This is a genomic window from Paenibacillus sp. E194 (genome assembly GCF_000935845.1).
Taxonomy (GTDB): domain Bacteria; phylum Bacillota; class Bacilli; order Paenibacillales; family Paenibacillaceae; genus Paenibacillus_B; species Paenibacillus_B alvei_B.
In genome coordinates this window covers 53,925-78,097 of record NZ_JMDX01000002.1, presented here as the reverse complement: position 1 = coordinate 78,097, position 24,173 = coordinate 53,925, and the positions used below count along the sequence as shown (strand labels likewise).

The 24,173-nt window shown below is 49.6% G+C and carries 18 protein-coding genes; 13 read left to right on the top strand and 5 right to left on the bottom strand.

The window, feature by feature from the left end:
- From AZ66_RS33490 to AZ66_RS00690, 5 genes are all read left to right on the top strand, one after another.
- The coding region (locus AZ66_RS33490) for a DUF3502 domain-containing protein (protein ID WP_331436874.1) at positions 1-115 on the top strand (115 nt) is incomplete at its 5' end.
- A gap of 271 nt (positions 116-386) precedes the next feature.
- Complete coding sequence (locus tag AZ66_RS00705) at positions 387-1,673, top strand: glycoside hydrolase family 125 protein (protein ID WP_021258950.1); 1,287 nt, start codon at positions 387-389, stop codon at positions 1,671-1,673.
- Between the two features lie 92 nt (positions 1,674-1,765).
- Positions 1,766-4,483: an alpha-mannosidase gene (locus AZ66_RS00700; protein WP_021257220.1), complete on the top strand. Its 2,718-nt coding sequence runs from the start codon at positions 1,766-1,768 to the stop codon at positions 4,481-4,483.
- A 176-nt stretch (positions 4,484-4,659) separates the two neighbouring features.
- Positions 4,660-5,967: an MFS transporter gene (locus AZ66_RS00695; RefSeq protein WP_044353164.1), complete on the top strand. Its 1,308-nt coding sequence runs from the start codon at positions 4,660-4,662 to the stop codon at positions 5,965-5,967.
- A gap of 13 nt (positions 5,968-5,980) precedes the next feature.
- On the top strand, positions 5,981-6,619 hold the full coding sequence (locus AZ66_RS00690) for an ArsR/SmtB family transcription factor (RefSeq protein ID WP_044353163.1): 639 nt from the start codon (positions 5,981-5,983) through the stop codon (positions 6,617-6,619).
- 237 nt (positions 6,620-6,856) lie between these two features.
- On the opposite strand, the gene AZ66_RS00685 is transcribed toward AZ66_RS00690, so the two are convergent.
- Positions 6,857-7,948: a M24 family metallopeptidase gene (locus tag AZ66_RS00685; RefSeq protein WP_044353162.1), complete on the bottom strand. Its 1,092-nt coding sequence runs from the start codon at positions 7,946-7,948 to the stop codon at positions 6,857-6,859.
- 320 nt (positions 7,949-8,268) lie between these two features.
- Here AZ66_RS00685 and alsS point away from each other — a divergent pair, with 320 nt between their 5' ends.
- Positions 8,269-9,918 carry an acetolactate synthase AlsS gene (alsS, locus tag AZ66_RS00680; RefSeq protein ID WP_044353172.1) on the top strand — a complete coding sequence of 550 codons (1,650 nt, stop codon included), beginning with the start codon at positions 8,269-8,271 and terminating at the stop codon, positions 9,916-9,918.
- Between the two features lie 56 nt (positions 9,919-9,974).
- Positions 9,975-10,775: an acetolactate decarboxylase gene (gene budA / locus AZ66_RS00675; RefSeq protein WP_021258944.1), complete on the top strand. Its 801-nt coding sequence runs from the start codon at positions 9,975-9,977 to the stop codon at positions 10,773-10,775.
- Positions 10,776-11,094: 319 nt separating this feature from the next.
- On the opposite strand, the gene AZ66_RS00670 is transcribed toward budA, so the two are convergent.
- The 3 genes from AZ66_RS00670 to AZ66_RS00660 form a co-directional block, all read right to left on the bottom strand.
- Positions 11,095-13,659, bottom strand: coding sequence for a glycoside hydrolase family 38 C-terminal domain-containing protein (locus AZ66_RS00670; RefSeq protein ID WP_044353161.1), 2,565 nt, complete (start codon positions 13,657-13,659; stop codon positions 11,095-11,097).
- A gap of 211 nt (positions 13,660-13,870) precedes the next feature.
- Positions 13,871-14,827: an AraC family transcriptional regulator gene (locus AZ66_RS00665; RefSeq protein ID WP_044353160.1), complete on the bottom strand. Its 957-nt coding sequence runs from the start codon at positions 14,825-14,827 to the stop codon at positions 13,871-13,873.
- Between the two features lie 105 nt (positions 14,828-14,932).
- Positions 14,933-15,475 (bottom strand): hypothetical protein, encoded by a 543-nt coding sequence (locus tag AZ66_RS00660; protein ID WP_044353159.1) that lies wholly within the window; start codon positions 15,473-15,475, stop codon positions 14,933-14,935.
- Positions 15,476-15,961: 486 nt separating this feature from the next.
- On the opposite strand from AZ66_RS00660, the gene AZ66_RS00655 reads away from it, so the two are divergent.
- Positions 15,962-16,642, top strand: a complete 681-nt coding sequence (locus AZ66_RS00655; protein WP_021258940.1) for a TorD/DmsD family molecular chaperone — start codon at positions 15,962-15,964, stop codon at positions 16,640-16,642.
- Between the two features lie 98 nt (positions 16,643-16,740).
- Here the strand turns inward: AZ66_RS00655 and AZ66_RS00650 are convergent, their stop codons facing one another.
- Positions 16,741-17,325, bottom strand: coding sequence for a TetR/AcrR family transcriptional regulator (locus tag AZ66_RS00650; protein WP_021257209.1), 585 nt, complete (start codon positions 17,323-17,325; stop codon positions 16,741-16,743).
- A gap of 247 nt (positions 17,326-17,572) precedes the next feature.
- On the opposite strand from AZ66_RS00650, the gene cls reads away from it, so the two are divergent.
- From cls to rocF, 5 genes are all read left to right on the top strand, one after another.
- Positions 17,573-19,084, top strand: coding sequence for a cardiolipin synthase (cls, locus tag AZ66_RS00645; RefSeq protein ID WP_044353158.1), 1,512 nt, complete (start codon positions 17,573-17,575; stop codon positions 19,082-19,084).
- 121 nt (positions 19,085-19,205) lie between these two features.
- The gene (locus tag AZ66_RS00640) at positions 19,206-20,060 is read left to right on the top strand and encodes an ABC transporter ATP-binding protein (RefSeq protein WP_044353157.1); all 855 of its coding nucleotides are present in this window, start codon (positions 19,206-19,208) and stop codon (positions 20,058-20,060) included.
- Between the two features lie 155 nt (positions 20,061-20,215).
- Positions 20,216-21,433: an MFS transporter gene (locus AZ66_RS00635; RefSeq protein WP_021258937.1), complete on the top strand. Its 1,218-nt coding sequence runs from the start codon at positions 20,216-20,218 to the stop codon at positions 21,431-21,433.
- A gap of 161 nt (positions 21,434-21,594) precedes the next feature.
- A complete protein-coding gene (locus AZ66_RS00630; RefSeq protein ID WP_044353156.1) occupies positions 21,595-22,803 on the top strand; it encodes an ornithine--oxo-acid transaminase in 1,209 nt (402 codons plus the stop codon).
- Between the two features lie 160 nt (positions 22,804-22,963).
- The gene (gene rocF, locus AZ66_RS00625) at positions 22,964-23,902 is read left to right on the top strand and encodes an arginase (RefSeq protein ID WP_021258935.1); all 939 of its coding nucleotides are present in this window, start codon (positions 22,964-22,966) and stop codon (positions 23,900-23,902) included.
- Positions 23,903-24,173 lie beyond the last annotated feature (271 nt).

The following is a 24,173-nucleotide window of genomic DNA, read 5'->3' as shown; positions in this document are numbered from 1 at the left end:
AGACCCTAAAGTTTACGTTCCAAAAGCAGTTGAGAAGTTCAAGCAAGCTGGCTTGGACAAAGTAATGGCTGAAATGCAAACACAATTGGATGCTTGGAAAGCATCCAAGAAGTAATCAATATCGGGGCGTGATTGAATTTCGCCCAGCAGCAGATTTGACAACTAGAGCATGACGACAACAACCTGCAAAGCGAAATGAATAGCCCTTTGTATCCAATCAGGTGGAGCGCTTCGCTTCACCTGATTGTGTACTATTTTGGACAAATAATTGGTTGTTTTTTCACATCCTAATCATTACAATATAATTGATATATTAATTATCTTATTTGCTATAATACAAATAATTCACTTGCGTTGTGATCATAAGTGAAAAGGAGAGAGCCGACATGGAACGTCTACCACAAGCCGTGCTTCGCGTGATGGAAGAAGCAAAGACGAAATTGGCCTATAACCCGAAATTGATGGAGCAGTTCCTGAACTGCTTCCCGAATACGTTGCAAACAACAACTAAGCTGCATGAAGACGGTACATCCTACGTCTTTACTGGAGATATTCCAGCCATGTGGCTGCGCGATTCCAGCGCTCAGGTGCGCCAATACATGCCGCTTGCGAAGGACGATGCGGATGTGCGACGCGTCATTGCCGGATTGGTGCGCAAGCAGCTGAAATATATTCAAATCGACCCTTATGCAAATGCATTTAATGAACAAGAAGTAGCTCTGGATGAAATTCATCACCGTGACCAAACGAAGCTGAACGGCTGGGTATGGGAACGCAAGTATGAGATTGACTCCCTGTGCTATCCGCTTCAATTGTCCTATTTGTATTGGAAAGAGACAGGGGACACTTCCCTATTTGACGGTGAATATAAGACGGTTGCCCATATCATCATGGATCTGTGGACGACGGAACAGCGTCACTTTGCGCAATCACCATACCGCTTCGAGCGGATGGATTGCCGCAAGACAGATACGTTGAAGAACAATGGCATGGGTATGCCGGTCAACTATACAGGCATGACATGGTCTGCATTCCGTCCAAGTGACGATGCGTGCACATTTGGCTATTTGGTTCCTTCCAACATGTTCGCGGTTGTTGTACTGCGCTACTTGGAAGAAATCGCAACAACCGTTTATGAAGATGCGCCGTTTGCTGCGAAGGCTCGCGCACTGATGGAAGAAATCGACGAAGGGATTCAAGCGTACGGTATCTTCCACCACCCGAAATACGGCAAAATCTATGCTTATGAAACAGACGGCTTCGGCAACTATAACCTGATGGACGATGCGAACGTGCCTAGCTTGCTCGCGATTCCATACCTCGGCTATACAACGGCAGACGATCCAATCTATCAAAACACACGCCGCTTCATCCTGAGTGAAGAGAATCCTTACTTCTATTCCGGTAAAGTAGCGAAAGGTATCGGCAGTCCGCATACGCCGGATCAGTACATTTGGCATATTGCCTTGTCAATGCAGGGCTTGACAGCAAGCTCTCAGGAAGAGATTGCATCCCTGATCGAACTGCTCACAACGACAGACGCAGGAACAGGATACATGCATGAAGGCTTCCATGTGGATGATCCTGCACAGTTCACACGTGAATGGTTCGCTTGGTCGAACAGCTTGTTCTCGGAGCTGATTTTCCGCGAACATTGGCTTAAAGGGGAATAAGCAATAAGCAAGCCAATTGCTCATGCAGCAAAGTCAGATCGTTAGGAAACTGGCACCTCTATCACACACATCATGGAAGAGAGGGAAACAACATGACAAAAAAGACAGCCCATATCATTTCTCATACACACTGGGATCGCGAATGGTATATGCCTTACGAGTATCATCACACTTTATTGATTGAATTGATGGATACGCTCCTTGACACACTCGATAATGATCCAGGCTTCAAGAGCTTCCATCTGGACGGACAAACGATCATGTTGGAAGACTACTTGCAGGTTCGCCCTGAAATGAAGGAGAAGCTGACGAAGTACATTCAAGAAGGCCGCATTCATATCGGCCCTTGGTACATCCTGCAGGATGAGTTCTTGACAAGCAGCGAAGCGAACGTGCGCAATATGCAAATCGGTCATCGCGATGCGAAGCAGTATGGCGGCAACATTTCCAAGGTCGGCTACTTCCCGGATTCATTCGGTAATATGGGCCAAGCGCCGCAGATTTTGAAGCAATCCGGCATTGATGTGGCTGTATTCGGCCGCGGTGTTAAGCCGACTGGATTCAACAACCAAGTATCGGAAGATGCTGCATATGAATCGCCGTTCTCCGAGATGATCTGGGAATCCCCAGACGGCTCGCGCGTCATCGGCATTTTGTTCGCGAACTGGTACTGTAATGGAATGGAAGTACCTGTCGATGAGCCGCAGGCAGTCGCTTATTGGGACAAGCAAATTCCGAATGCGGAGAAATTCGCATCTACACGCCATTTGCTGTTCATGAATGGGTGTGACCACCAGCCGATTCAAACGGATCTGTCCAAAGCAATTGAAGTGGCGAAGAAGCTGTTCCCGGATGTGGACTTCGTTCATTCCAACTTCAATGATTATGTAGACGAGCTTCGTAAGGAGCTGCCTGAGAACCTGCAGACAGTACATGGCGAATTGCGCAGCCAACGTACAGACGGCTGGTATACGCTCGTTAATACAGCGTCCTCCCGCGTGTACTTGAAGCAAATGAACGCAGAAAACCAAACGCTGCTTGAGAAGGTAGCAGAGCCGCTTGCGGCAATTGCGCACCAAGCAGGCAAGCCATACCCGCACCACCTGTTCGTGTACGCGTGGAAGACATTGATGCAGAACCACCCTCACGATAGCATTTGCGGCTGCAGCGTCGACGAAGTGCACCGTGAAATGGTGACACGCTTCGAGAAGTCGAAGCATACAACAGAGACAATTATTAATGAAACGGTAGACAGCCTGCTGAAGCAGATTGATACATCCGTATATAGCGGCAAGCAAGCTGTGCCATTTACCGTATTCAACTCGACAGGATATAACCGCGACGGCGTAGTGGAAGTGACAATCGAATTGTCTCGCCGCTACTTCCGCGAAGCTCATCCGATGAAGCTGGCAGCGGAAATGAAGAAGGATCCAATCGTACCAGGCGCAGTTGTCGACGCAGACGGCAACGTGCTGGATTGCGAATGGGAAGATGCGGGCGTAGTCTTCGGTTATGACTTGCCGAAGGATAAGTTCCGTCAGCCATATATGGCGCGTGCAGTGAAGGTGCGCTTGCAAGTACAAGACATCCCTGCATTCGGTTATAAGACGCTTGCTTGGGTGACAGGCGCATCGAAGGAACAAGGGGCTAGCCTTGTGACAGGCGAATTCACACTTGAGAATGATCGCTTGAAGGCAGTTGTTGCGGAAGATGGTTCGCTTACGTTGACAGACAAATCGACAGGCCATACGCATGCTGGCCTTAACGTATATGAAGATGCAGGCGACATCGGGAACGAGTACATGTTCCGCATGCCGGCAGGTTCCAAGCCGCTTACGACGGCAGGGCTGAAGGCAGAGCGCAAGGTTGTAGAAAATACGCCATACCGTGCGGTAATCGAAGTGGCGCATAACTGGAGCATTCCGGTATCCGCTGACGATAAATTGGAAGAAGAGCGCCGTGACATTGTAGACTTCAACCTTCGCAAGGCACAACGCTCGACTGAATTGGTTACATTCCGCATCATCACTCGCTATACGCTCGATCGCGGTGCGAAGCGCGTTGATGTTCATGTAACGATGGACAACAAGTCCAAGGATCACCGCGTAAGAGCGTTGTTCCCAAGCGGCTTTGAGTCCGAAACACATTTGGCGGAATCGATCTTCGAAGCAGCACGCCGCAACAACATTCCGGCGAAGGAATGGGAGAACCCAAGCAACGATCAGCATCAGCACACATTTGTCAGCGTAAGCGACGGCAAGCTGGGCTTGACGGTTGCGAACAAGGGCTTGTTCGAATACGAAGTATCGCAAGACAACAAGAACACGATTGCAGTTACGCTGCTTCGCTCTTCCGGCGAGCTTGGCGACTGGGGCTACTTCCCGACACCAGAAGCGCAGTGCATCGGCGTTCATACGGCTGAATATGCAATCATCCCGCATGCTGGCGACGTAGTTGCTTCTGGCGCTTACGCAGAAGCACATTCGTTCCAAGTGCCTTGGGTTGTACGCCAAGTAGAAGTGCAGGAAGGCAAGTTCCCAGTGAACCATGCATTCCTGGCATGGAACGGCGAAGGCGTAGCGTTCTCCTCCTTGAAGATGGCAGAAGAGACAGGCGACATGGTCGGCCGTTGGTTCAACTTCAAGCATGAAGAAGCTGCTCTGAACGTATCGCTTCCAGAAGCTGCAAAAGGCTTCTACCGCAGCAATATCATGGAAGAAGTTCAAGAGAACATTGCTTCCACGAATAACCGTGAAGTAAGTGTTGCATTGAGCAGTGCTGAGATCTTCTCGCTCGGTATCCAAAAATAATAGGTTTCATCAGGAAAGACGCTTGCGAAGACTCGCAAGCGTCTTTTTTGTCGGCGCATAAGCATGAATAGCAATTTATATTTGTTTTGGAAACAGGAAAATAACCCCTTTACAAAATAGATTTTACCGCTAAAATAAATTTTAACGATAAAAATCATCTTAGTGGAGGGTTCCCTATGAAGCTGCTCTTGAACAACCGCGCATTCCGATTTCTATGGCTTGCCCAAATCATTTCTGAGCTTGGTGACGGTATTACACGGCTCGTTGTTATCTTTCTTGTCGCCCATTTATCAAGCGATCCGCTGGCTATTAGTCTTGTCGTACTCGCTAATGTACTGCCAAGCATGCTCCTTGGAACATTCGTAGGCCCGATCGCTGATCGCTTCCAGCGCAGCCATATCATGATGGCCGCTGATATCTACCGCGCGATCATTGTTGTCCTTCTTATCGCGTCTCAGAACAATTTATACGGAATTTATGCTTTAGTATTGCTGCAAAACATCGGCACCGTGTTTTTTGAGCCTGCGCGTTCCGCCATTGTGCCCAGTCTTATTGGGAAAGAGAACATCCCACAGGCCGTTTCCTTCTCGCAGGCTACTTATATGGCTATGAGGCTGGTGGGGCCATCGATTGCAGGGCTGCTAATTCCACTAGGTCATTTTGACCGGCTGTTCCTTTTTAATGGACTTACGTTTATGCTGTCTGCTTTGTTTATTTACGCGATGTCCAAGGCAACACCTACTCCTGATCGAACCCATGAAGATATCCAAGATGAACGCGGGGTGCGCAAGCAGTCAGTTGCTGAGAAGGAACCGTACTGGAAATCCTTGAAGGTGGGGCTGCGCACGATTTACCGCCACGATGGATTATTTGCACTCCTTCTGCTGCTTGTGCCGATCATGCTTGTCATTGGTGTTATTAATACAAACTTGAATGCGGCTTTGCTGCAAACCTTCCGCATCCCGGCCGAGCATTTTGGCTTCATTTCGAGTATGGTTGCGGTAGGCAGCATATTAGGGGCGCTCGCTGCACCTTATCTCATGAAACGGATGGCTTCCAATGTTCTGCTGCTCGGGGCAGTCGGGGTTATCGGCTTGTTCTGCTTGCTCATTGTTCCGTTGCACTCGCTGTATCAAGAAAGCGGGGTACTCAGTGTATATATATGGTCGATTGGTCTTGGTGTATCAATGGCCTGCACGAACGTGCCGCTCAGCAGTCTGTTTATTACGATTATGCCAGATGAAATGAGAGGCCGCGGATCAGGCGTATTCGACTCTGTATCGCAAGCCGGCACCGTTCTGGGCATTGGCATAGGCGGGTTATTCGCTACTATGTTCGGCGTATTGTTTGCCACTGCGCTTGCAGGATTGTTGCTTATTATTGTCGTTGTCATTTTCCCTCTGTTAAAATATAACCAAGCACTTCGGACCACGAACGAAGCGAAAATGACAGGAGGAGACCTGGCGATGTCTTCTTCAGACTAAGGGAGGGGACAGCTTGCAAGAGCAGCGAGTAATTAACGATGTCGAGCTGTTGAAAATCATGCTGGATCCACGCCGGATGCAAATATTGCGGCTTGCGCAAGACGAGCCGATTACGGTGAAGCAGATGGCAGAGATAATGGATGAGAAGCCATCCAGACTGTATTACCACGTGAAGAAGCTGGAGGAGGCTCAGCTGCTGGAACTCGTTGAGACGAAGCAGCAGGGGAATCTGATCGAGAAGTATTATCGATCAAATCAAGGGCCACGCAGCTATACGTTGGGGAAGGAATTATCACAGGAGAATTCCAGCCTAATTGTGCAAGAGCTTCTGCGCATTACTCATCAAGGCATAGATGTAATCGAGGACGGAATGCGAAAAGGACAGTACGGGGAGGACTTGCTTGCGGAAGCAAAGATTGCCTATACGTCAATGACGCCGATGGGCTGGGCGGAGAAAGCGTATTATGTACAGCAGGCGATCGCATCCAACTACACGCCGCCGCCTTTCAATCCAGACGAGTCCTCGATTGCTAATGATGAACAATTGCGAGAGCAGACGACCAAGGATGAATACGTGTTCGTCATGCTCAGCTACCGCCTGAAAGATGTCCCGAATCGGGAATCTGTCGATGGTAACGAGAATGAATCATGAATGATGAATGATGAATGATGAATGATGAATGATGAATGATGAATGATGAATGATGAATGATTGACGGAAGTCTTTGTTCCAATTTGGAAAAATGTTGAGGTTAATCGAATATGCAGAAGAACACCCACCCTCCATGCTTGAGATGAGCAGGAGGGTGGGTGTTTGTTTATGGAGGTGTGTACGGTGAATGCAATGCTCCTCCAAGTTGTGTATGGAATCGGTTAGAACAGAAATGTGTTACCCGCCGATGATTGTAAGTTCCTTCGGATAAGACGTTAACACCTCAACACCGTCTGCGGTTACGATGACATCATCCTCGATGCGCACGCCAGCTACCTTCGGCACATAGATGCCCGGTTCAATCGTGAACAGCATGCCCGGCTCAAGCACATCCTCGTTGCGCTCATGTACAGATGGGTACTCATGGACATCGATGCCGAGGCCATGACCGAGACGATGGGTGAAATAATCTCCGTAGCCTTTGTCCGCAATGACCTTGCGTGCCGTGCGATCAAGGCTGCCGAACGTAACACCTGGCTTCACAGCTTCAATGGCTGCTATGTTCGCGGCGAGCACCGTATTGTAAATTTCCTTGCAAGTATCATTCACTTCACCTACGGCGAATGTGCGCGTAATGTCAGAGGCATACCCGTTCGCGTATACGCCCATATCGAACAAGAGAAGCTCGCCTTCCTTGATTTTGCGGGAACCTGGCACTCCGTGCGGTAGTGCTGCATTCTCTCCAGCCAGCACCATCGTGCTGAAGGATGGGCCGTCTGAACCAAGCTTCTTCATCAAATATTCAAGCTCTGCCACCATTTCGATTTCACTCATGCCCACTTTAACTCGGCTTACGCCTTCCAGCAGAACAGCTTCGACAAGTCGAACTGCTTCTTTCATGCGAACGACTTCTTCCTCCGATTTAATGACACGCATCGCCTGCAGGATTGGGCCTGCATCTACGAAGCTTTCCGCTGCTGTGGCACTCGTTAATGCTTCATAGCGCTGTACGGACATATGTCCTTTCTCGATCGCGAAGCGAGCTGCCTGTTGGGGCAGATGCTGCTTCAGGATGTCATAAGGGTTGTCTGTATCTGTATGGGTAGCAATCTGTTGCACCACAGATACAGCGGCTGCTTTGTCCCCGTCCAGTACAGGTACAATCAGTGTTGGTTCGCCTTGTTGAGGGACTACGATTCCAAGGAAGCGCTCATGCGGATCACAAGCAAAGCCAGTCAAATAATAGACATGCTTCGGATCGGTAATCAGCATCACGTCAATGCCGCTTTGCTCCATGGCGGAATGGAGCTTGTTCCATTTATCATTCATCGAAAATCTATCCTTTCGTACGTTGGAATTAGGTGGTGTAAGGTCATTGCTAGTATTGCTTCTATTTTCGACTGTACCATGACCGATTGAAAATTGCGAATAGACAAAATAAAAAAAGGAGTATTATATATAATACAGACTGATTATTTTCATGTGTTTTCATAACATGTGTTTTATACTGTATTAGTATCATGCCAATTATCGCCACGAGGAAAGGAATGACCGTCATGAACACTATGAAGACTCGCACGAACCATCAAGCAAGCGAACGCTTTGAAGACCATCGTGTCGATTCCGTTACCCATTCACAATCATCCACTATGCGTGGAGCAGACATTGTCGTAGACTGCCTGAATCGTCAAGGCGTCACTCATATATTTGGAATTCCAGGGGCTAAGGTTGACAGCGTTTTTGACGCACTTGTTGATCGTGGCCCCTCTTTAATTGTGTGTCGGCATGAACAGAACGCAGCGTTCATGGCTGCCGCGGTAGGGCGATTAACAGGCAAACCTGGGGTGTGCCTGGTGACATCTGGACCAGGGGCTTCCAACTTGGCAACAGGTCTTGTTACCGCAACGGCGGAAGGGGATCCAGTGGTTGCCTTAGGTGGTGCTGTATCTCGTGCAGATCGCTTGAAGCGGACACACCAATCCATGGACAATGCAGCGTTGTTCCAGCCAGTTACGAAGTACAGCGCAGAAGTGCAGCATCCAGACAACCTGCCGGAGGTACTGACGAACGCCTTCCGTGCAGCGACTTCTCCCCGTCAAGGTGCAGCCTTCGTCAGCCTGCCGCAGGATGTAATTACTAGCCCGGTAGAGGTATCGGCGATTGGGCCATTGCCTTCGCCACGGCTTGGAGCGGCTCCTTCTGAAGGAATAGCCGAGGCGGCTGAAGCTTTGCGCAGTGCGCGCATCCCAGTCATTCTCCTTGGGATGCGGGCAAGTTCGCCAGAAGCGGTATATGCGATTCGCCAGCTGGTTGCCCTTACGAATATTCCGGTTGTAGAGACCTTCCAAGCGGCAGGTGCCATTTCTCGCGAATTGGAGGCTCACTTCTTCGGCCGTATCGGATTGTTCCGCAATCAGCCAGGGGACGAGCTGCTTGAGCAATCGGATGTTGTGCTGACCATTGGGTACGATCCCGTGGAATACGATCCGAAGTTCTGGAATCATGATGGCAAGCGCCACATCATTCATCTGGATGATGTCCAAGCCGACATTGATCATGATTACCAGCCTGAGATGGAGCTGCTCGGAAGCATCGATCGTACCGTGCAGGAATTGACGAAGCACTTGGCCGGTTTGCAGCGGACACCAGAAGCGAATGTGCTGTGCGATTCCTTGCTTGCAAAGCTGGTAGAGGCATGCGAGCCGCCGCAGAAGGTGAAGCCGGGAACGGTTCATCCCTTGCAAATCATTCATGGTCTGCGCAGCGTCATCGATGATAACGTTACGGTAACGTGTGACGTGGGCTCTCATTATATATGGATGGCGCGTTACTTCCGCTCTTATGAGCCGCGCCGCCTGCTGTTCAGCAACGGCATGCAGACACTTGGCGTCGCCTTGCCTTGGGCCATCGCTGCTGCCTTGGTTCGTCCGCAGGAGAAGGTTGTATCCGTATCAGGGGATGGGGGTTTCTTGTTCTCTGCGATGGAGCTTGAGACAGCCGTACGCTTGAAGCTGCCGATTGTTCATCTCGTCTGGAATGACGGCACGTACGATATGGTTGCGTTCCAGCAGCAAATGAAATATGGCCGGACTGCAGGTGTCGAATTCGGCCAGCCGGACATGGTGCAGTTCGCGGAGAGCTACGGAGCCACTGGCTACCGAGTCACAGATCCTGCCGAGCTGGTGCCGACACTGAAGAAGGCGCTTGAAGCAGAAGGGCCTGTCGTCATCGACATTCCGGTCGATTACAGTGATAATATCGCGCTTGGAGATACGCTGCTCCCAGATCAATTCCACTAAGAATGCATCTGGCAGCGTGAGAAAAGTACAGCTTGCAACAAGGAGGAACAGATAAGATGAATGCCGTATTGGAACATCCGGTCAACACAACATTACGTCCATCGGACTCGTATACAACAACGGAACGAGAAGCGGAACACCGCTCAGAGCAGCCAAGCACCATTTTCCAGACATCTACCATGAGTGCCCTGCTCGACGGTGTATTCGAGGGAAGCATGACAATGGCTGAACTGAAGCAGCATGGCGACTTCGGTATAGGCACATTCAATGAATTGGATGGGGAATTAATCGCCTTCGATGGAGACTATTATCGCCTGCGCTCCGACAGCAGTGTAACGCCCGTGAAGCCGCAAGACGGAACTCCATTTGCTTCCGTAACGTTCTTCCAGCCAGTCAAGACATTCCGTGTGAACCAGCCGATGAGCCGCAGCGAGCTGGAGCAGCTAATAGACAGTCTGCTCCCGAGCTTGAACCTGTTCTATGCGATTCGTATTGACGGGGAGTTCGAACGTGTAGTAACACGTACCGTTGCGAAGCAGAAGCCGCCATTCCGTCCGTTCTTGGAGGCAATCGAATCTCAGCCAACATTCACATTGGAGAAGAAGAAGGGTACTGTAGCAGCGTTCCGCATGCCAGCTTTTGCTCAAGGGATAGCTGTAGCGGGCTATCACCATCACTTTGTTGATGATGCGCGCACAGGCGGCGGGCATGTGCTGGACTTGCAGCTTAAATCAGGCATCGTACAGATAGGCAAGCCGTCAGAGGTTCATATGCATTTCCCTGAGACGGAAGCATTCATGAACGCTGACCTGACAAGCCGCGATCTCGACGCAGAAATTGCGAAGGCAGAAGGTTGATCCGCTAGTCAAACGTGCTGGTAAGCAAGCGTAGAACCCGCACGTTGAACGTACGCATCGTACCTGTACACTGTACTCGTACATTCATAGTACCCGTACAGTGTGCATTTGAATTGCAGCATCAGCGTGTACATGAGTAAGTCTACAATATGCCAAGAAGGCCTGAATGGGAGAGTATGGAGCCTGTTTGGGTCTTTTTTTATTAAGGAGACAAGGTTGTGTGTGATGGTTAATGAAGGGTAAATCCCCTGATGCCTTGATGGGAGTGGGCATCAGGGGGGTCGGATGATGATACTGCACTTTGAAAGATGAGGCAGCCCTAACTCATGCGAGCGACAGTAAACGATGTGGCAAGCGCGGAAATTTCATTGGACAATTGCACTGCGCTAACGGCATGACGCAGTTCCACAGCGTAACAGAATTCGTAGAAGCCCCCGAGTGTGGCTTTGAAATTCGTTTCCCAATAGTTCGTCATTAACCAAGCATAGGTAGACGGCTTAGCGTCCTGGGACTGCTGGGTATGAACAAGTCTGCGGCCATGCTCAAGCGAACCCAACTGAAGCAGCGGTGTATCGGGCATGGAGAGAAGAAGTGTAAGCCCTTCGGACTTTGAACCTGTATGGTCTGTCGCTGGAGCGTTATCGCTAGAATCAGCTGGATTAGGATGCGATGCATGCGTATGATTGCACCATGCTAGACCTTCTTGAATGCACGTATAATCCAGGCAGGTTCCTGGCAGTTGATCGATCCATGGACGCACGATGGCTCCTGCTTTCTCTACGTATAAGGTATCTCTGCGATAATCGCCTGTCGTGAACGGCAGTGCGACATATACGTTCTCGGGAAGCCATACGCTGTCTTTGTGAAGCCGAACGGATATTTCGACCCGATTCGATGCAGCATATACCTTCAGGAATAGTGCATAATAACTCATTCCTTCGATCGCGTAAGTCAGCTCTATTGTCGCATACAAAGGGCCATTCTCGATTGGACGTGCACGGACGAGGCGGCCGATGCTTCGCTCTACGTTTATACCCTTGCGATTGCGTCCCATCCGGCTGCGAACAGCCCAGACTTGGCTCTGATCACTAGAATCAGCAGCCGGAGTGACCTCATAAATGGGTGTGAATGCACCGTACTCGCGATTGGCTGCCAGCATTTCGCATCCCGTTTGTTTATTGAGCCAAGAGATAATGCCCTCATCTTCCTTCCATTCAATCCGTACAAATGGCGATTCAATCGTATGCTGAGCAATACGAATGGGGCCATGCGCAGACTCCCCTGCATGCAAGTCATCTATATCATAGACTCTATCGCTTCCCATAAGGCGGGTATTGGATGTTGTCAGATTTGTTGGTTGTGCTGGTGCCTTATGGAGCCTCAGGAAGCATTCTTCACCCGCACCAAGCGTGACTTGAACGACAACGGACTGTGGGTGAGGGGACTGGTGCGGGAGCACATTCCCGGTATCTTCGTGCACGACTTCCAATCCGCCTTCAAATAGAGCAGGCTCCCATCCGTCCAAGGATAGGGTAACAAGCTTGGTAGCGGGTGCATGCTCCGTGTTCACAATGCGATAGCGAAATGGACGCTCTGGATATAGAGGCGAAGCACCTTGCGCGAACAGCACCTGATCCAGCGCTTGGTGTGCGAGGCGGCTGGCCTCGGCTGCATAGGCCTGCTTGCGTACTTCGAGCAGCTGTACGTTCGGGTGCCATGGCTCATAGATGGAGGAATGGTAGCCCCACGTATGCTCCGCATACATGACAAGTGCTTGCTCGACTTGATTCAGCTTCGAGATGTCCACGATGCTGGCCTTTGAATCGAGACGCTTGACCTTGCGCAGTGTGCGCTGCGCGTCACGGAACAGCTGTGTATGCATGGCTGTCGAACTGACACCGTCAGACCACCAATCCGGCCAATCTCCAGTATAGACCGGCAATTGGTCAACATTTTCCTGCTTCAATCTAGCGAAGAAATCATGAAGCGTCGTCATCTCAATGTGAATTGTATCGCCGTATTGGGCGTTCCAATCACGAATGAACTCCATAATCCGGCCGTTGGGTGCGGCATTGTCTGTTCCTAGACCAGACAGCATGACCGGTACAAAGTCATAGGGGTACCCTTCTTCCTCAAGCTGGCATACATAACGGTGCATACGGATGCGGGCAATATCGTCATGATGCGCATCGATTAACTGGTTATCGAATTCGTCTTGGATCATATATTTGCCGAGTGCATCGGGACATAATCCAAGTTCGTTGCCGAACATGTAGTGCTCTCCGTTCCAGACGAGCAATCTCTCGCCATTCGGCGCCTGCCACCAGAAGGGAGTCTGTTTGCGGCCAAGTGCGAACATGCCGTGGTGGGTGTGGATGCAGCTGAATAAATGCTTGATGCCATTGTCGAGGAGGCTCTGGGCATACCCCCATCCATAGCCGTTAATGTCAGCAGTCATCGCTGAGTCCACCTGATGCCCGATCGACTCTGCGTATGTCTGTGCTTTACGATGAATGCTATGCAATAAGGAATAGCCCGGCAGCTCGGTCATATTCAAATATGTACCGGACAGCTCGATGTTGCCGCTGCGCACAGCCTCCGCGAATTGCTCGCGTTCATTCTCCGAAGCTTGCTCCAAGAACCGTTCCACTGCCCAGAATGTCTCGCAGGTCCAACGAAATCCCCTCCATTCCGGTTTCGTTCCGTTCGATGCTTGCTGCACGATGTTCAGCGCCTGTCGAATAAATTCGACGTGATAACGCTCGATCTTCTCCTGGCGTTCCGTATATCCGATGTCCGTATGGGAATGGTGTATTGCATAAATGGTCCAAGTCCGCTTCGGGGAGGGGGTTACCGCACGTGCGATATGCTGTTCGATGTTCATCGTGTAAGGCCTCCAATTCCATTTCAGATAGGTAACACAAGTAATGAAGGAAACCTTCTGCTCCATTCCGGCTTCAGAAGGTCAGTGACATGGTAGCGAAGAGCAGAGATCGTGTGTCCCTGTCTTCTCTCCTGTATGCCCTCATTGTAAGAAATGGAGGGAAGGTTGTATTTGGACTGGTTGGCTTTGTTTTTGTAAAATACGGACATCATTATGCGTTCGGACGTTGACTCGGATCTGTATCGGGATGAGTGTGGTTGAGATCTCGGCGACGGTAACGTGCAGGAGATACTCCGAGGAGCTGAGTGAATACTCTTGTAAAATAATGCACCGACTCGAAGCCACACTGTGAGGCGATATGCTTAATGGCTGCATCAGTATCGAGTAGAAGCTCCTTGGCTAATTGGATACGCCGTTCTTGTACATAATGGATGAACGTCTGACCGCCATGCTGCATGAACAGTCGGGATAGATGACGGGGAGAAATGTGCAAATGCTGTGCCACGATCTCAAGCGACAGCGGTTCACTAAGGTTATCTGCTAAGTACAGACAGGCTCTGCGGAACAGATCATTCGTGCCGATAGACATGTTCGCGGCGCCTAAAGACACTTCCGGGAGCTGGTAGGAATGCGGCGCGAATAGCGGCAGCATCGAATACAGCAGTGCCCCAGCTGTCGATTGCAGCACCGCAATCGGGTAAGCGGCTTGTCCCTGCCCATTCGCATTATCGAACATGTACAGTAGGGCGCCCCACAGCGCTGCTGTTACTGACTTCTCCGCTGAAGGAATAACAGGGACAGCATCCTGTGCCAGTACTTGATAGGCATGAGCGTAAGCATCTGCCGAATCTGATTCGATGATGTCGAAGGCGACGTAACATAGCGCAAGACCCTCGTCACTGCGAATCTGATGCCAGATGCCAGGTCGGGAACAGAAGGCAGTTCCTGAGGATAGCGGATAATGCTTGCCATCGTCGATATATTCTCCGCTCCCTTCCATGACGTAGCACATTTCAAAAAAAGAATGTCGATGCAGCGTGTTATGGTAATGCTGAGGCATGAATCCCCAGTAATGGACATGATAGCGCATAGGCCCGCAGTCGATCTGGGTGGCGTATATATTGAGCGAATGATTTGCTTTTTTATATGCAGTAGGATTTACGAGCATCGTAGGTTCTCCTTTGTGTACCATACGTATGTTTAACATGATGTTTGGTTGAAATGCAGCTGCGCAGCGAAGTTCTGTTTCCCCGCAGTATGGCCTTGATCACTCTTAATCCTCCTTGTTCGGCGAAAGGATATGCTTGCCAATGGCGTAGAAGAAAATTCCTACGAAAACACCTACCCCCAAATACCACGATCGAGTTTGATCAGCATCCTCCCCTAACTGTGCTAGCAGGGTATCTTGATCGGTAGAGACGAGGAGGGTTTTGTTCTCCTTGAGCGGGACGAGCTGTCCCTCTTGCACGTGGACGGCAATAATTGAGCTTCTGCCAGGCCGAATGCCTCGATAGGCACATCTATTTTCTTTTGAAAAGACTCCGTCATTGCATATTAGGTATATTTCATCCTGAATCTCCGCTCCATACACCATCGCTGGTCTTAATATAAGATGTCCAGTCAGCAGCAGCCATTCATTAGAACGGATCGGGTATCCAGCTACAGCTGCATCTTTTGCGAGCCAGTAGTTAATCTCATCGGGAGTACTAGGATAGTTTCTGTTTCTCCTTTTGTTGGGGACGTAAGTTTCTCTTTGCAGCAGTGCAAATGCAGGTTGAACGTAATCGGAATCTCCTGTTAGAGACGCGGCTGTCATTTTTCCTTCAATAATTTGATAACCGTTCTGTGACAAATCGATCGTCGTTTTTGGCTTTATATTTTCCAGCTTCGTAATCAGGCTGCGGGTCTCCCTTTCTTTACCTGTCCCAGTAGGAAAATAATGATGATAATCAATGCTAGGGAGGCTACGACAATAAGATCAAATAGAAAGCCTTTATTAAGTGTTTTTTTTGTGAAAATCAACTGTAAAGTGAGGCAACAATTGGAACTGTCTCTTTGCTATGACGTTTGTTACAATAAAATTTACCAGTATTTTAGTATCTAAATAAATCGGTTTTACGAACACGGTATGTATGCAGTTGAATCGTATCAATTTACCGGGCAATTGAGTTCGAATTCACATAAGTGTCACATATAACGCTTTCAGCAGCCATGTTGTTCACAATTCGTCACAGCAATTGATCGTCCGGTTATGGGACAATATGGATGGAAGCTGGAAATCATCATATGGAGGGGACGGACGATGTTGTTAACGGCAGAACAGCTGGAACAGTGGAGTGGTGATACCGTGGAGCGAATGGAGACGCGCAAAGCAGCTTATCAATTGCTGGCTGATTTCCTGGGAGAAGTTCCAACACTAGATGTCATCATGGCATGGCGGAACGGGCAGGAGCTTAAGTTGTTGTCATCCGGTTCCGAAGGGGCCCAGAAGCTGTGCAGTATGCTCACGAACATGTCGATTAACGAAATGTACGCCGTATACTCCTCGCTGCGAGACGAGTATTTGCGCTTGTTCGGCTCTTCAGGCCAACTGCCTGTAGCGCCTTGCGAGACCATGTATCGTGCGAGCGAGCAAATGTTGCCTAAATCATACGCTCATGATGTGCGGCAAATGTATGCTGAATTCAGTTTATATTTCAAGAAGATGAACGGAGAGCCTGACGACCATATTTCCATAGAATTGGAATTCATGGCTGTTCTCATCGAGAAGATGATGAACAATGTGGCCTCGAAGGAGCGTTACGAGCGCTATATGAATGGCCAGCGCGAATTCGTGCTGGATCATCTGAAGAGCTGGGCGCCACGCTTCGCTGAGGACTTGGCACAGCATGCTGAACATCCAATTTATAAGGCAATTGGAATGCTGCTAAGAGAGTTCATCGCTAAGGAAGCCGCATGGGCAGAACAGATGAAGATCGCATAGTTGCACATTCTGTATCGATATTGATGCAGTAAGATAGAACGAAATCGAGATGCCATGCATATGACAAGGGACCTTTCCACACAAAGGTCCCTTCTTCTCTATACGGACTTGCACGTAATGCCGCGCCAATAGATCGTCCAAGCGGCTTCAAGATTGCTCTCGAATCGGCTTACGCCTCCGTACAGAAGCTGTACGAACAGCCCGTCCAATATCGAGATGAATGCCTTGGCTGCCTGCTCGGGATGAACACCGTGAATTTCTTGTGAGCGCAGCGCCTGTGCCATGCGGGGAATGAGCCCCTTCTCCAGCCGCTCGATGAAGGAGTGCATGCGTTCAAGGACAGGCTCTTGCAGCGATGGAGGCGGGAAGAAGGCGACCCGCAGCATAAATTTGAGCACATCATACTGGCTGTACCGGTGACGGTAGGAGTCAAGCAGCAGCTTCAACTGATCGTAGAGCGGCAAATGCTCATGCTTGTGGAAAAAGTCCGTGATCCAGTTTAATTCATCGACAAATACAGATTGCAGCACGTGCAAAAACAGATCTTCCTTGCTCTTATAATGCGCATAAATAGATGGCTTCTTAATGCCGACTTCCTCGGCAACTTTGGACAAGGAAGTTCCGGCATAGCCATACTTGGCAAAATGGGATAGAGCGATAAGTTGAATGCGGTTGGCAGTCAAAGGGAAACCCTCCATTCTTCGCTGTTCCATAACTACCTATCGTTCGTTCGACGAAAATTATGTCATACGGTTGAAATCGTTGTCAATGACATATTTGAAAGCGGAGAATTCGGGTATAGTAATTCAATATGGATTGTTCTTCCTTCGCCTCTTGATTAAGACATATTGCAGGATTATATAGTAGGATGCCTGTATAAGGCTAAGAAGCATGTTAGATACAGATATTTAGAGATGGGGGAGCATGCGGATGAGGAGAGCACTGCAGGTAGGTTTGTTTTTGATCTTATTGATGACGCTAGGTCTATACATAAACGATACGTTCGGGCATACCATTGCTACATCGTTAAGTATTATGACGACACTCGCGGTCATTACGCTTGCCGTTATTATTTTTATGGAAAATAGGCATCCTTCCAGCACGGTTGCATGGATTCTGGTGCTGGCACTCGTTCCTGTAGTCGGATTTATTTTCTATATGCTATTTGGTCAAAATTATCGCAAGCGGCGCCGTTATGCCCGCAAGGCTGTCCAGGATCGGCAAGGGTATGCCTTCATTGATAATGAATCGCTGACACGCAGGGAGCAGGTATTCGCTACCTTCAACCCTGATGAGCGCCAGCTTCTGCGGCTGACGAGCCGACTTAGTAAGAGCCCGATATCATTCGGCTCCGATACGCGGATTTTGAACAATGGGGAAGAGACGTTCTCTGCGCTCATTACGGAATTGAACCAAGCGCAGCATCATATTCATATGGAGTATTATATCTATCGGGATGACGACATCGGACGATCGCTTAAGCGAATACTGATTGATAAGGCAGCTGCTGGGGTTAAGGTTCGCTTCATGGTGGATGCGGTAGGAAGCATGCATCTACCGAAGACATTCTTGGCGGATCTGCGAAATGCCGGGGTCGAGGTGGCGGTGTTTGGTGCTGTGAAATTCCCGCTGTTCTCGAATCGGGTGAATTACCGGAACCATCGCAAAATTGTTGTCGTGGACGGAAACGTCGCTTTTATCGGCGGGTTGAATGTAGGAGATGAGTATTTAAGCCGCAGCAAGACGTATGGCTTCTGGCGCGATACTCATATGATCGTCCGAGGCGAAGCGGTGAAGACGATGCAGATCATTTTCCTACAAGATTGGTGCCATACGACAGGATGCAAGTTGTACGATCCAGAATACTTGACTCCACAGCCAACGGAGTCGGCCTCAGGCGCGGTTCAGATGATCGCAAGCGGCCCCGATCAAGAATTCAAAACGATGAAAAATGTATTCTTCTCGATGCTGACTTCGGCCAAGAAATCAATCTGGATCGCAACGCCTTACTTTATTCCGGATGAGGATATCTTTACAGCCTTGCGTGTAGCAGCGTTGTCTGGTGTGGACGTAAAGCTGCTGTTCCCGGCTAAGCCGGATAAGTGGCTGCCGTTCCTGGCATCGCACTCCTATTTCCCGGGACTCATGGAGGCGGGGGTTCGCATCTATGAATATGAGAAGGGCTTCCTGCACTCGAAGCTCATTATTGTGGACGGAAAGATGGCGACGATCGGAACGGCCAATATGGATATGCGCAGCTTCCACTTGAACTTCGAGGTGAATGCACTGCTGATGCGTACAGAGAGTGTTCAGCAGCTCGTAGAGGAGTTCGAGCTTGATCTGCAGTCGGCCGCACCGATCGTAGAAGAACAGTTCGCACGCAAAAAAGTGTTCACGCGCTTTCTTGAATCGGCCGCACGTCTATTCTCACCGCTGCTGTAGGCCTAAGTGGACTATAGTGGTAGTTGGAATAGATTGACTCCATGTGTGGTTTGTGGCATGATTAATTAGAACTCCTTTTGAGAACGATTTTCATTATCTGTGGAATGCGGGAGGAACGATCATGTCTGTATTGAACACACGCTCTCTTACGTTATCGTACGGGGAAACCTCTATTATAGAAGATTTAACGGTAAGTATACCTGAAGGTAAGATTACGGTGCTGATTGGCAGCAACGGGTGCGGCAAGTCGACGCTGCTTCGCTCCCTTGCCCGCTTGCTGAAACCTACGCTTGGTACGGTTCTTCTGGACGGTAAAGATATTCATCGTTCCAGAACGAGGGAAGTTGCGCGTAAGATGGCGATCTTGCCTCAGGGGCCAACAGCGCCAGAAGGGTTGACAGTTCATCAGCTTGTGAAGCAAGGACGTTATCCATACCAGACCTGGCTGAAGCAGTGGTCGGAAGAGGATGAGCAGCTTGTACGCCATGCGCTGAAGGTGACAGGTCTTGAGGAATTGGCTGATCGTCCAGTAGATGCCTTATCCGGCGGTCAACGACAACGGGCGTGGATCGCCATGACGCTCGCGCAGAATACGGATATCGTTCTGCTCGATGAACCGACAACGTATTTGGACTTGAGCCATCAAATCGAGATACTGGATTTATTGTATGATTTGAACCGGAATGAGGGCCGTACCATCGTGATGGTTCTTCATGATTTGAACTTGGCTTGCCGTTATGCCGATCATATTATTGCTGTGCGCAATAAGGGCATTCATTCACAGGGAGCTCCAGAAGATGTGCTGACGGTTGACATGGTGAGGGATGTATTCTGCATGGAATGCATCGTATGCGATGATCCTCTGTTTGGTACGCCGATGTGCGTGCCGCGCGGCAAAGGGCGCATCTGCGGCGAACGTTGTGAACGCAAGGATGAATGCGTAGCGAATACAATGCTGCAATCAAGCGCTGTATAAAGGAAGTATGAACTTTAAAAGATGTGGACGGGGTAATCTAAGAAGCTGTTTGGCGTTGCCAAACGGCTTTTTTTGCACCTTTATTGCCCCTCCTTTTTCCAACTGATATGCTTGGACTATCAATTATGACATATGATCATCGGAGGGAAATTCATTTGTGGAGTAATCGTAACGTATGGATTGTGCTCTGTGGCGAATTTATCGCCGGCCTGGGGCTTTGGACGTCCATTATCGCGAATTTGGAATTTATGCAGCATTATGTGCCATCAGACTTTATGAAGTCATTGATTTTATTCACTGGCCTTCTCGCAGGTGTGCTCATTGGGCCATATGCAGGGAAAGTGATCGATTCGTATCGCAAGAAGAGTGTCCTTATCTGGGCCGGTATCGGACGGATGGTAAGTGTCTGCTTCATGTTTCTCGCCATTGCACAAGGCTCGGTCTGGTGGATGATTCTATTTGCAGTGTGTCTGCAAATATCCGCAGCCTTTTATTTTCCGGCGCTTCAATCGGTCATTCCACTTATCGTTCAAGATAAAGATCTTATCGCATTGAACGGAGTCCATATGAACGCTTCTACGATTGCTCGTATTATCGGAACGGTGGCAGCCGGTATGATGCTGTCTGTCATGAGCTTGTCTGCCTTGTACACAGCATCGCTCGTCGCCTATGGACTTCTTCTTGTCTCCACGTACTTCCTTGATATTGATGAGGGGGCTAAGGAAGACCGCAGCCAGAAGCGTAAAGAGAAGCAAGGCGGCGGATTCAAGGAGATTGTCCCGATGCTCAAAGGGATGCCTGTTGCTCTTATGGCGCTCTGTCTATCGATTATTCCAGGATTCTTTATTGGGAGCTTCAACTTGATGGTCATTAATATTAGCGAAATGCATCAGGATACGCAAATTAAGGGCTGGCTCTATGCAGCTGAAGGCATCGCCTTCATTCTGGCTGCATTCTTCGTGAAACGCATATCCGGTCAGCGCGATCTATTAAAGCAATTGTTCGCACTGTCCTTCATTATCGCAGCTGCGCAAGGGCTGCTATTCTTCGCTCATGTGAAATGGATGACGCTTGTGGCGTTCGGACTCTTTGGCTTTGCAGCTGGATTCTTCTTCCCCTTGTTGTCGACGTATTTCCAGAAGTCGATTCCGAAGGAACTGCATGGCCGCTTCTTCTCATTCAGGACGATGCTGGATCGGGTCATGTTCCAAGTGGTGCTTCTTGCGGCAGGTTTCAGTCTGGATACGATAGGCTTGCCTTACATGGTACTGATATTCAGCGCGCTATCGCTAGCTATCCTTTTGTATGGAATGGCTCATACCGTTGGCTCGACGTCCAAGCGCAAGCAGGACACCGAGAAATCGGTTATATGAAAGTAAGATATTCGTAAATGGGCTGTGTACAGGAGGGTTCCCAAATGTTCCGTAGAAGGAATATGATGGGAACTTTTTCTGTATGAGAAAAGGAGAGTGTACACCCCTTGTGGAATAGGATGTAGGGAAGTATCGATTTTGAGGACAGAGGAGGACGGAACATGAAACGGTCTGAGGAAATTATACAGAAAGCGGAACGATTCGGAGCGAGGAACTATCATCCGCTTCCTGTCGTAATCGAGAAGGCAGAAGGAGTGTGGGTTGAAGATCCAGAAGGGCGTCAATACATGGATATGTTAAGCGCTTACTCTGCCTTGAACCATGGTCATCGCCATCCGAAGCTGATCGAAGCTCTTGTGAATCAGGCGAATCAATTGACGCTTTGCTCACGTGCCTTCCATAGCGAACCGTTATCTCGTCTGAGCGAACAGTTGGCAGCATATACAGGCAAGTCCAAGATACTGCCTATGAATACGGGCGCTGAAGCAGTTGAGACTGCTCTCAAGGCGGCACGACGCTGGGCATATCGCCATAAGAGCATTCCGCGCGATCAGGCGGATATTATCGTATGCAGTGGCAACTTTCATGGTCGTACCATTACCGTTACCTCATTCTCTTCCAGTGAAGAATACAAAGAAGACTTCGGCCCCTTCACACCAGGCTTCACGATCATTCCTTACGGCGATGCCGAGGCACTGGAAAGTGCAATTACATCGAACACGGCTGCATTCCTCGTAGAACCTATTCAAGGAGAGAACGGAATTGTAATGCCGCCAGATGGGTATTTACGCAAGGTACGAGAGATCTGTACCCGACATCATGTGCTGTTCATTGCAGATGAAATTCAGACGGGATTCGGACGCACGGGCAAGCGTTTCGCCTGCGATTGGGAGCAGGTGATACCGGACATGTACATTATGGGCAAGGCACTTGGCGGAGGTGTGCTTCCGATTTCTGCTGTAGCAGCAGACGAAGCGATCTTATCCGTCTTTGAGCCAGGTTCGCATGGCTCAACCTTCGGCGGCAATCCGCTCGCTTGTGCGGTGGCCTCAGCGGCGCTTACCGTCCTTGAAGAAGAAGAGCTGGCAGAGCGCGCCGAACGGCTCGGATCATATTTCCAGAAGCAGCTTGCCAGCATATCCAGCCCGATTGTGAAGGAAATTCGCGGTCGTGGCCTGCTGATTGGCATGGAGCTAACGGAAGGGGCCAGGCTCTACTGTGAGGCTCTTATGCGTCTGGGTCTGCTCTGTAAGGAGACGCATGGCACGGTCATTCGCTTTGCGCCGCCACTGGTCATCACGGAAGAGCAGCTGGATTGGGCAGTAGAGCGTATTCGCAGTGTGCTGGTATCAGGGGCGATTATTGCTTGAACCACAAGAGGGTGACAACATCGCAATCTTCTTACTCGATAGAAGGTTTAAGTCATGCCTATTTAGTTAGAGAAGGAAATAGAAGTGATCATAGACGCAGTGAATAAGTAGAAGTTCGAATGGATATTCCAGAATTGTCATATCGAAGGGAGCGATCAGTATGACAGCACAGGACAGACAGATGAACATGCCATTATCTATTATTCAAGTACCATTCGGTCTAGGGGCAGGACGGCGTGGTGCGGAGTTAGGACCGGAATGCCTGATGCAGATCGGACTGGTGCGGCATCTCAATCAATTAGGGATTACTGTAGGAGAAGAACACCGTGTGGGCTGTACGGCTGCCGCCGTACATTCGGAGGCAGCAGCAACCGCAGCCCCAGTACGTAAGGCCAAGTATGTTGATGAAGTCATTGCGATGAGCGACGCCTTGTCCGAGCAGGTACAGGCATCTATAGAGTCGGGACGCTTCCCTCTGGTGCTGGGCGGAGATCATAGTATCGCCATTGGAACCTTGGCAGGTCTTACACAGCAATATCAGCAATTAGGTGTGATCTGGTTCGATGCACATGCAGACTTGAATACAGAAGAGACTAGTCCGTCAGGCAATGTGCATGGAATGTCGCTGGCCGTGGCGCTGGGGAGAGCCAGTTTGACCGAAGGTCAATGGAATTGGCCTGGCAAGCCTCTAAATCCGAAGAACATTGTGCTTGTTGGCTCCCGAGATTTAGATCCTGGCGAGCGTTCTTATATTCGTGAGCAAGGAATTGCATGCTTTACGATGCATGATATTGATCGCTATGGCATGCTGCATGTGATGAAGGAAGCCATCCGAATTGCCAGTGATGGCACAGATGGGGTTCATTTGAGCTTCGATGTGGATAGTGTCGATCCTGGTGAGGCTCCGGGTACGGGTACACCAGTACGAGGTGGGGTAAGCTATCGGGAAGCCCATCTTGCGCTCGAACTTCTGCATGAGTCTGGCATTGTGACCTCCGCTGAATTCGTCGAGGTGAATCCTTCACTGGATACAGACAATCGCACCGCACGGCTCGCGCTTGAGTTGATTGGCACCCTGCTTGGAGATCGAATCCTATAGGCTTCACTCCTATTTTTTCGCATAACATGGAAAGTTATACGATGGCATCCAGGTGAGGGCAGCATGCGGAGAAATTATCATAAACAAATTCATGTCCAATCCCAATCCTATGTTGTTCTGATGCAGGGTCGTCATCCGGCGATAGCCCTGTTAGGATGAGTTTTGAATAAGCTGGCATTGGATGGTTTTAGCCGTAGAGAAAGCTGCTGTGATTGCGTACAATATAGAAGGTATGGAACCTAATCCTAGCACGGAATGATAACGACAGCAT

Excerpts from the sequence above, each read along its gene's own strand:
- AZ66_RS00705 (WP_021258950.1), top strand. The coding sequence starts at position 387 with ATGGAACGTCTACCACAAGCCGTGCTTCGCGTGATGGAAGAAGCAAAG.
- AZ66_RS00700 (WP_021257220.1), top strand. The coding sequence starts at position 1,766 with ATGACAAAAAAGACAGCCCATATCATTTCTCATACACACTGGGATCGC.
- AZ66_RS00695 (WP_044353164.1), top strand. The coding sequence starts at position 4,660 with ATGAAGCTGCTCTTGAACAACCGCGCATTCCGATTTCTATGGCTTGCC.
- AZ66_RS00685 (WP_044353162.1), bottom strand. The coding sequence starts at position 7,948 with ATGAATGATAAATGGAACAAGCTCCATTCCGCCATGGAGCAAAGCGGC.
- alsS (WP_044353172.1), top strand. The coding sequence starts at position 8,269 with ATGCGTGGAGCAGACATTGTCGTAGACTGCCTGAATCGTCAAGGCGTC.
- budA (WP_021258944.1), top strand. The coding sequence starts at position 9,975 with ATGAATGCCGTATTGGAACATCCGGTCAACACAACATTACGTCCATCG.
- AZ66_RS00670 (WP_044353161.1), bottom strand. The coding sequence starts at position 13,659 with ATGAACATCGAACAGCATATCGCACGTGCGGTAACCCCCTCCCCGAAG.
- AZ66_RS00665 (WP_044353160.1), bottom strand. The coding sequence starts at position 14,827 with ATGCTCGTAAATCCTACTGCATATAAAAAAGCAAATCATTCGCTCAAT.
- AZ66_RS00660 (WP_044353159.1), bottom strand. The coding sequence starts at position 15,475 with ATGACAGCCGCGTCTCTAACAGGAGATTCCGATTACGTTCAACCTGCA.
- AZ66_RS00655 (WP_021258940.1), top strand. The coding sequence starts at position 15,962 with ATGTTGTTAACGGCAGAACAGCTGGAACAGTGGAGTGGTGATACCGTG.
- cls (WP_044353158.1), top strand. The coding sequence starts at position 17,573 with ATGAGGAGAGCACTGCAGGTAGGTTTGTTTTTGATCTTATTGATGACG.
- AZ66_RS00640 (WP_044353157.1), top strand. The coding sequence starts at position 19,206 with ATGTCTGTATTGAACACACGCTCTCTTACGTTATCGTACGGGGAAACC.
- AZ66_RS00630 (WP_044353156.1), top strand. The coding sequence starts at position 21,595 with ATGAAACGGTCTGAGGAAATTATACAGAAAGCGGAACGATTCGGAGCG.
- rocF (WP_021258935.1), top strand. The coding sequence starts at position 22,964 with ATGACAGCACAGGACAGACAGATGAACATGCCATTATCTATTATTCAA.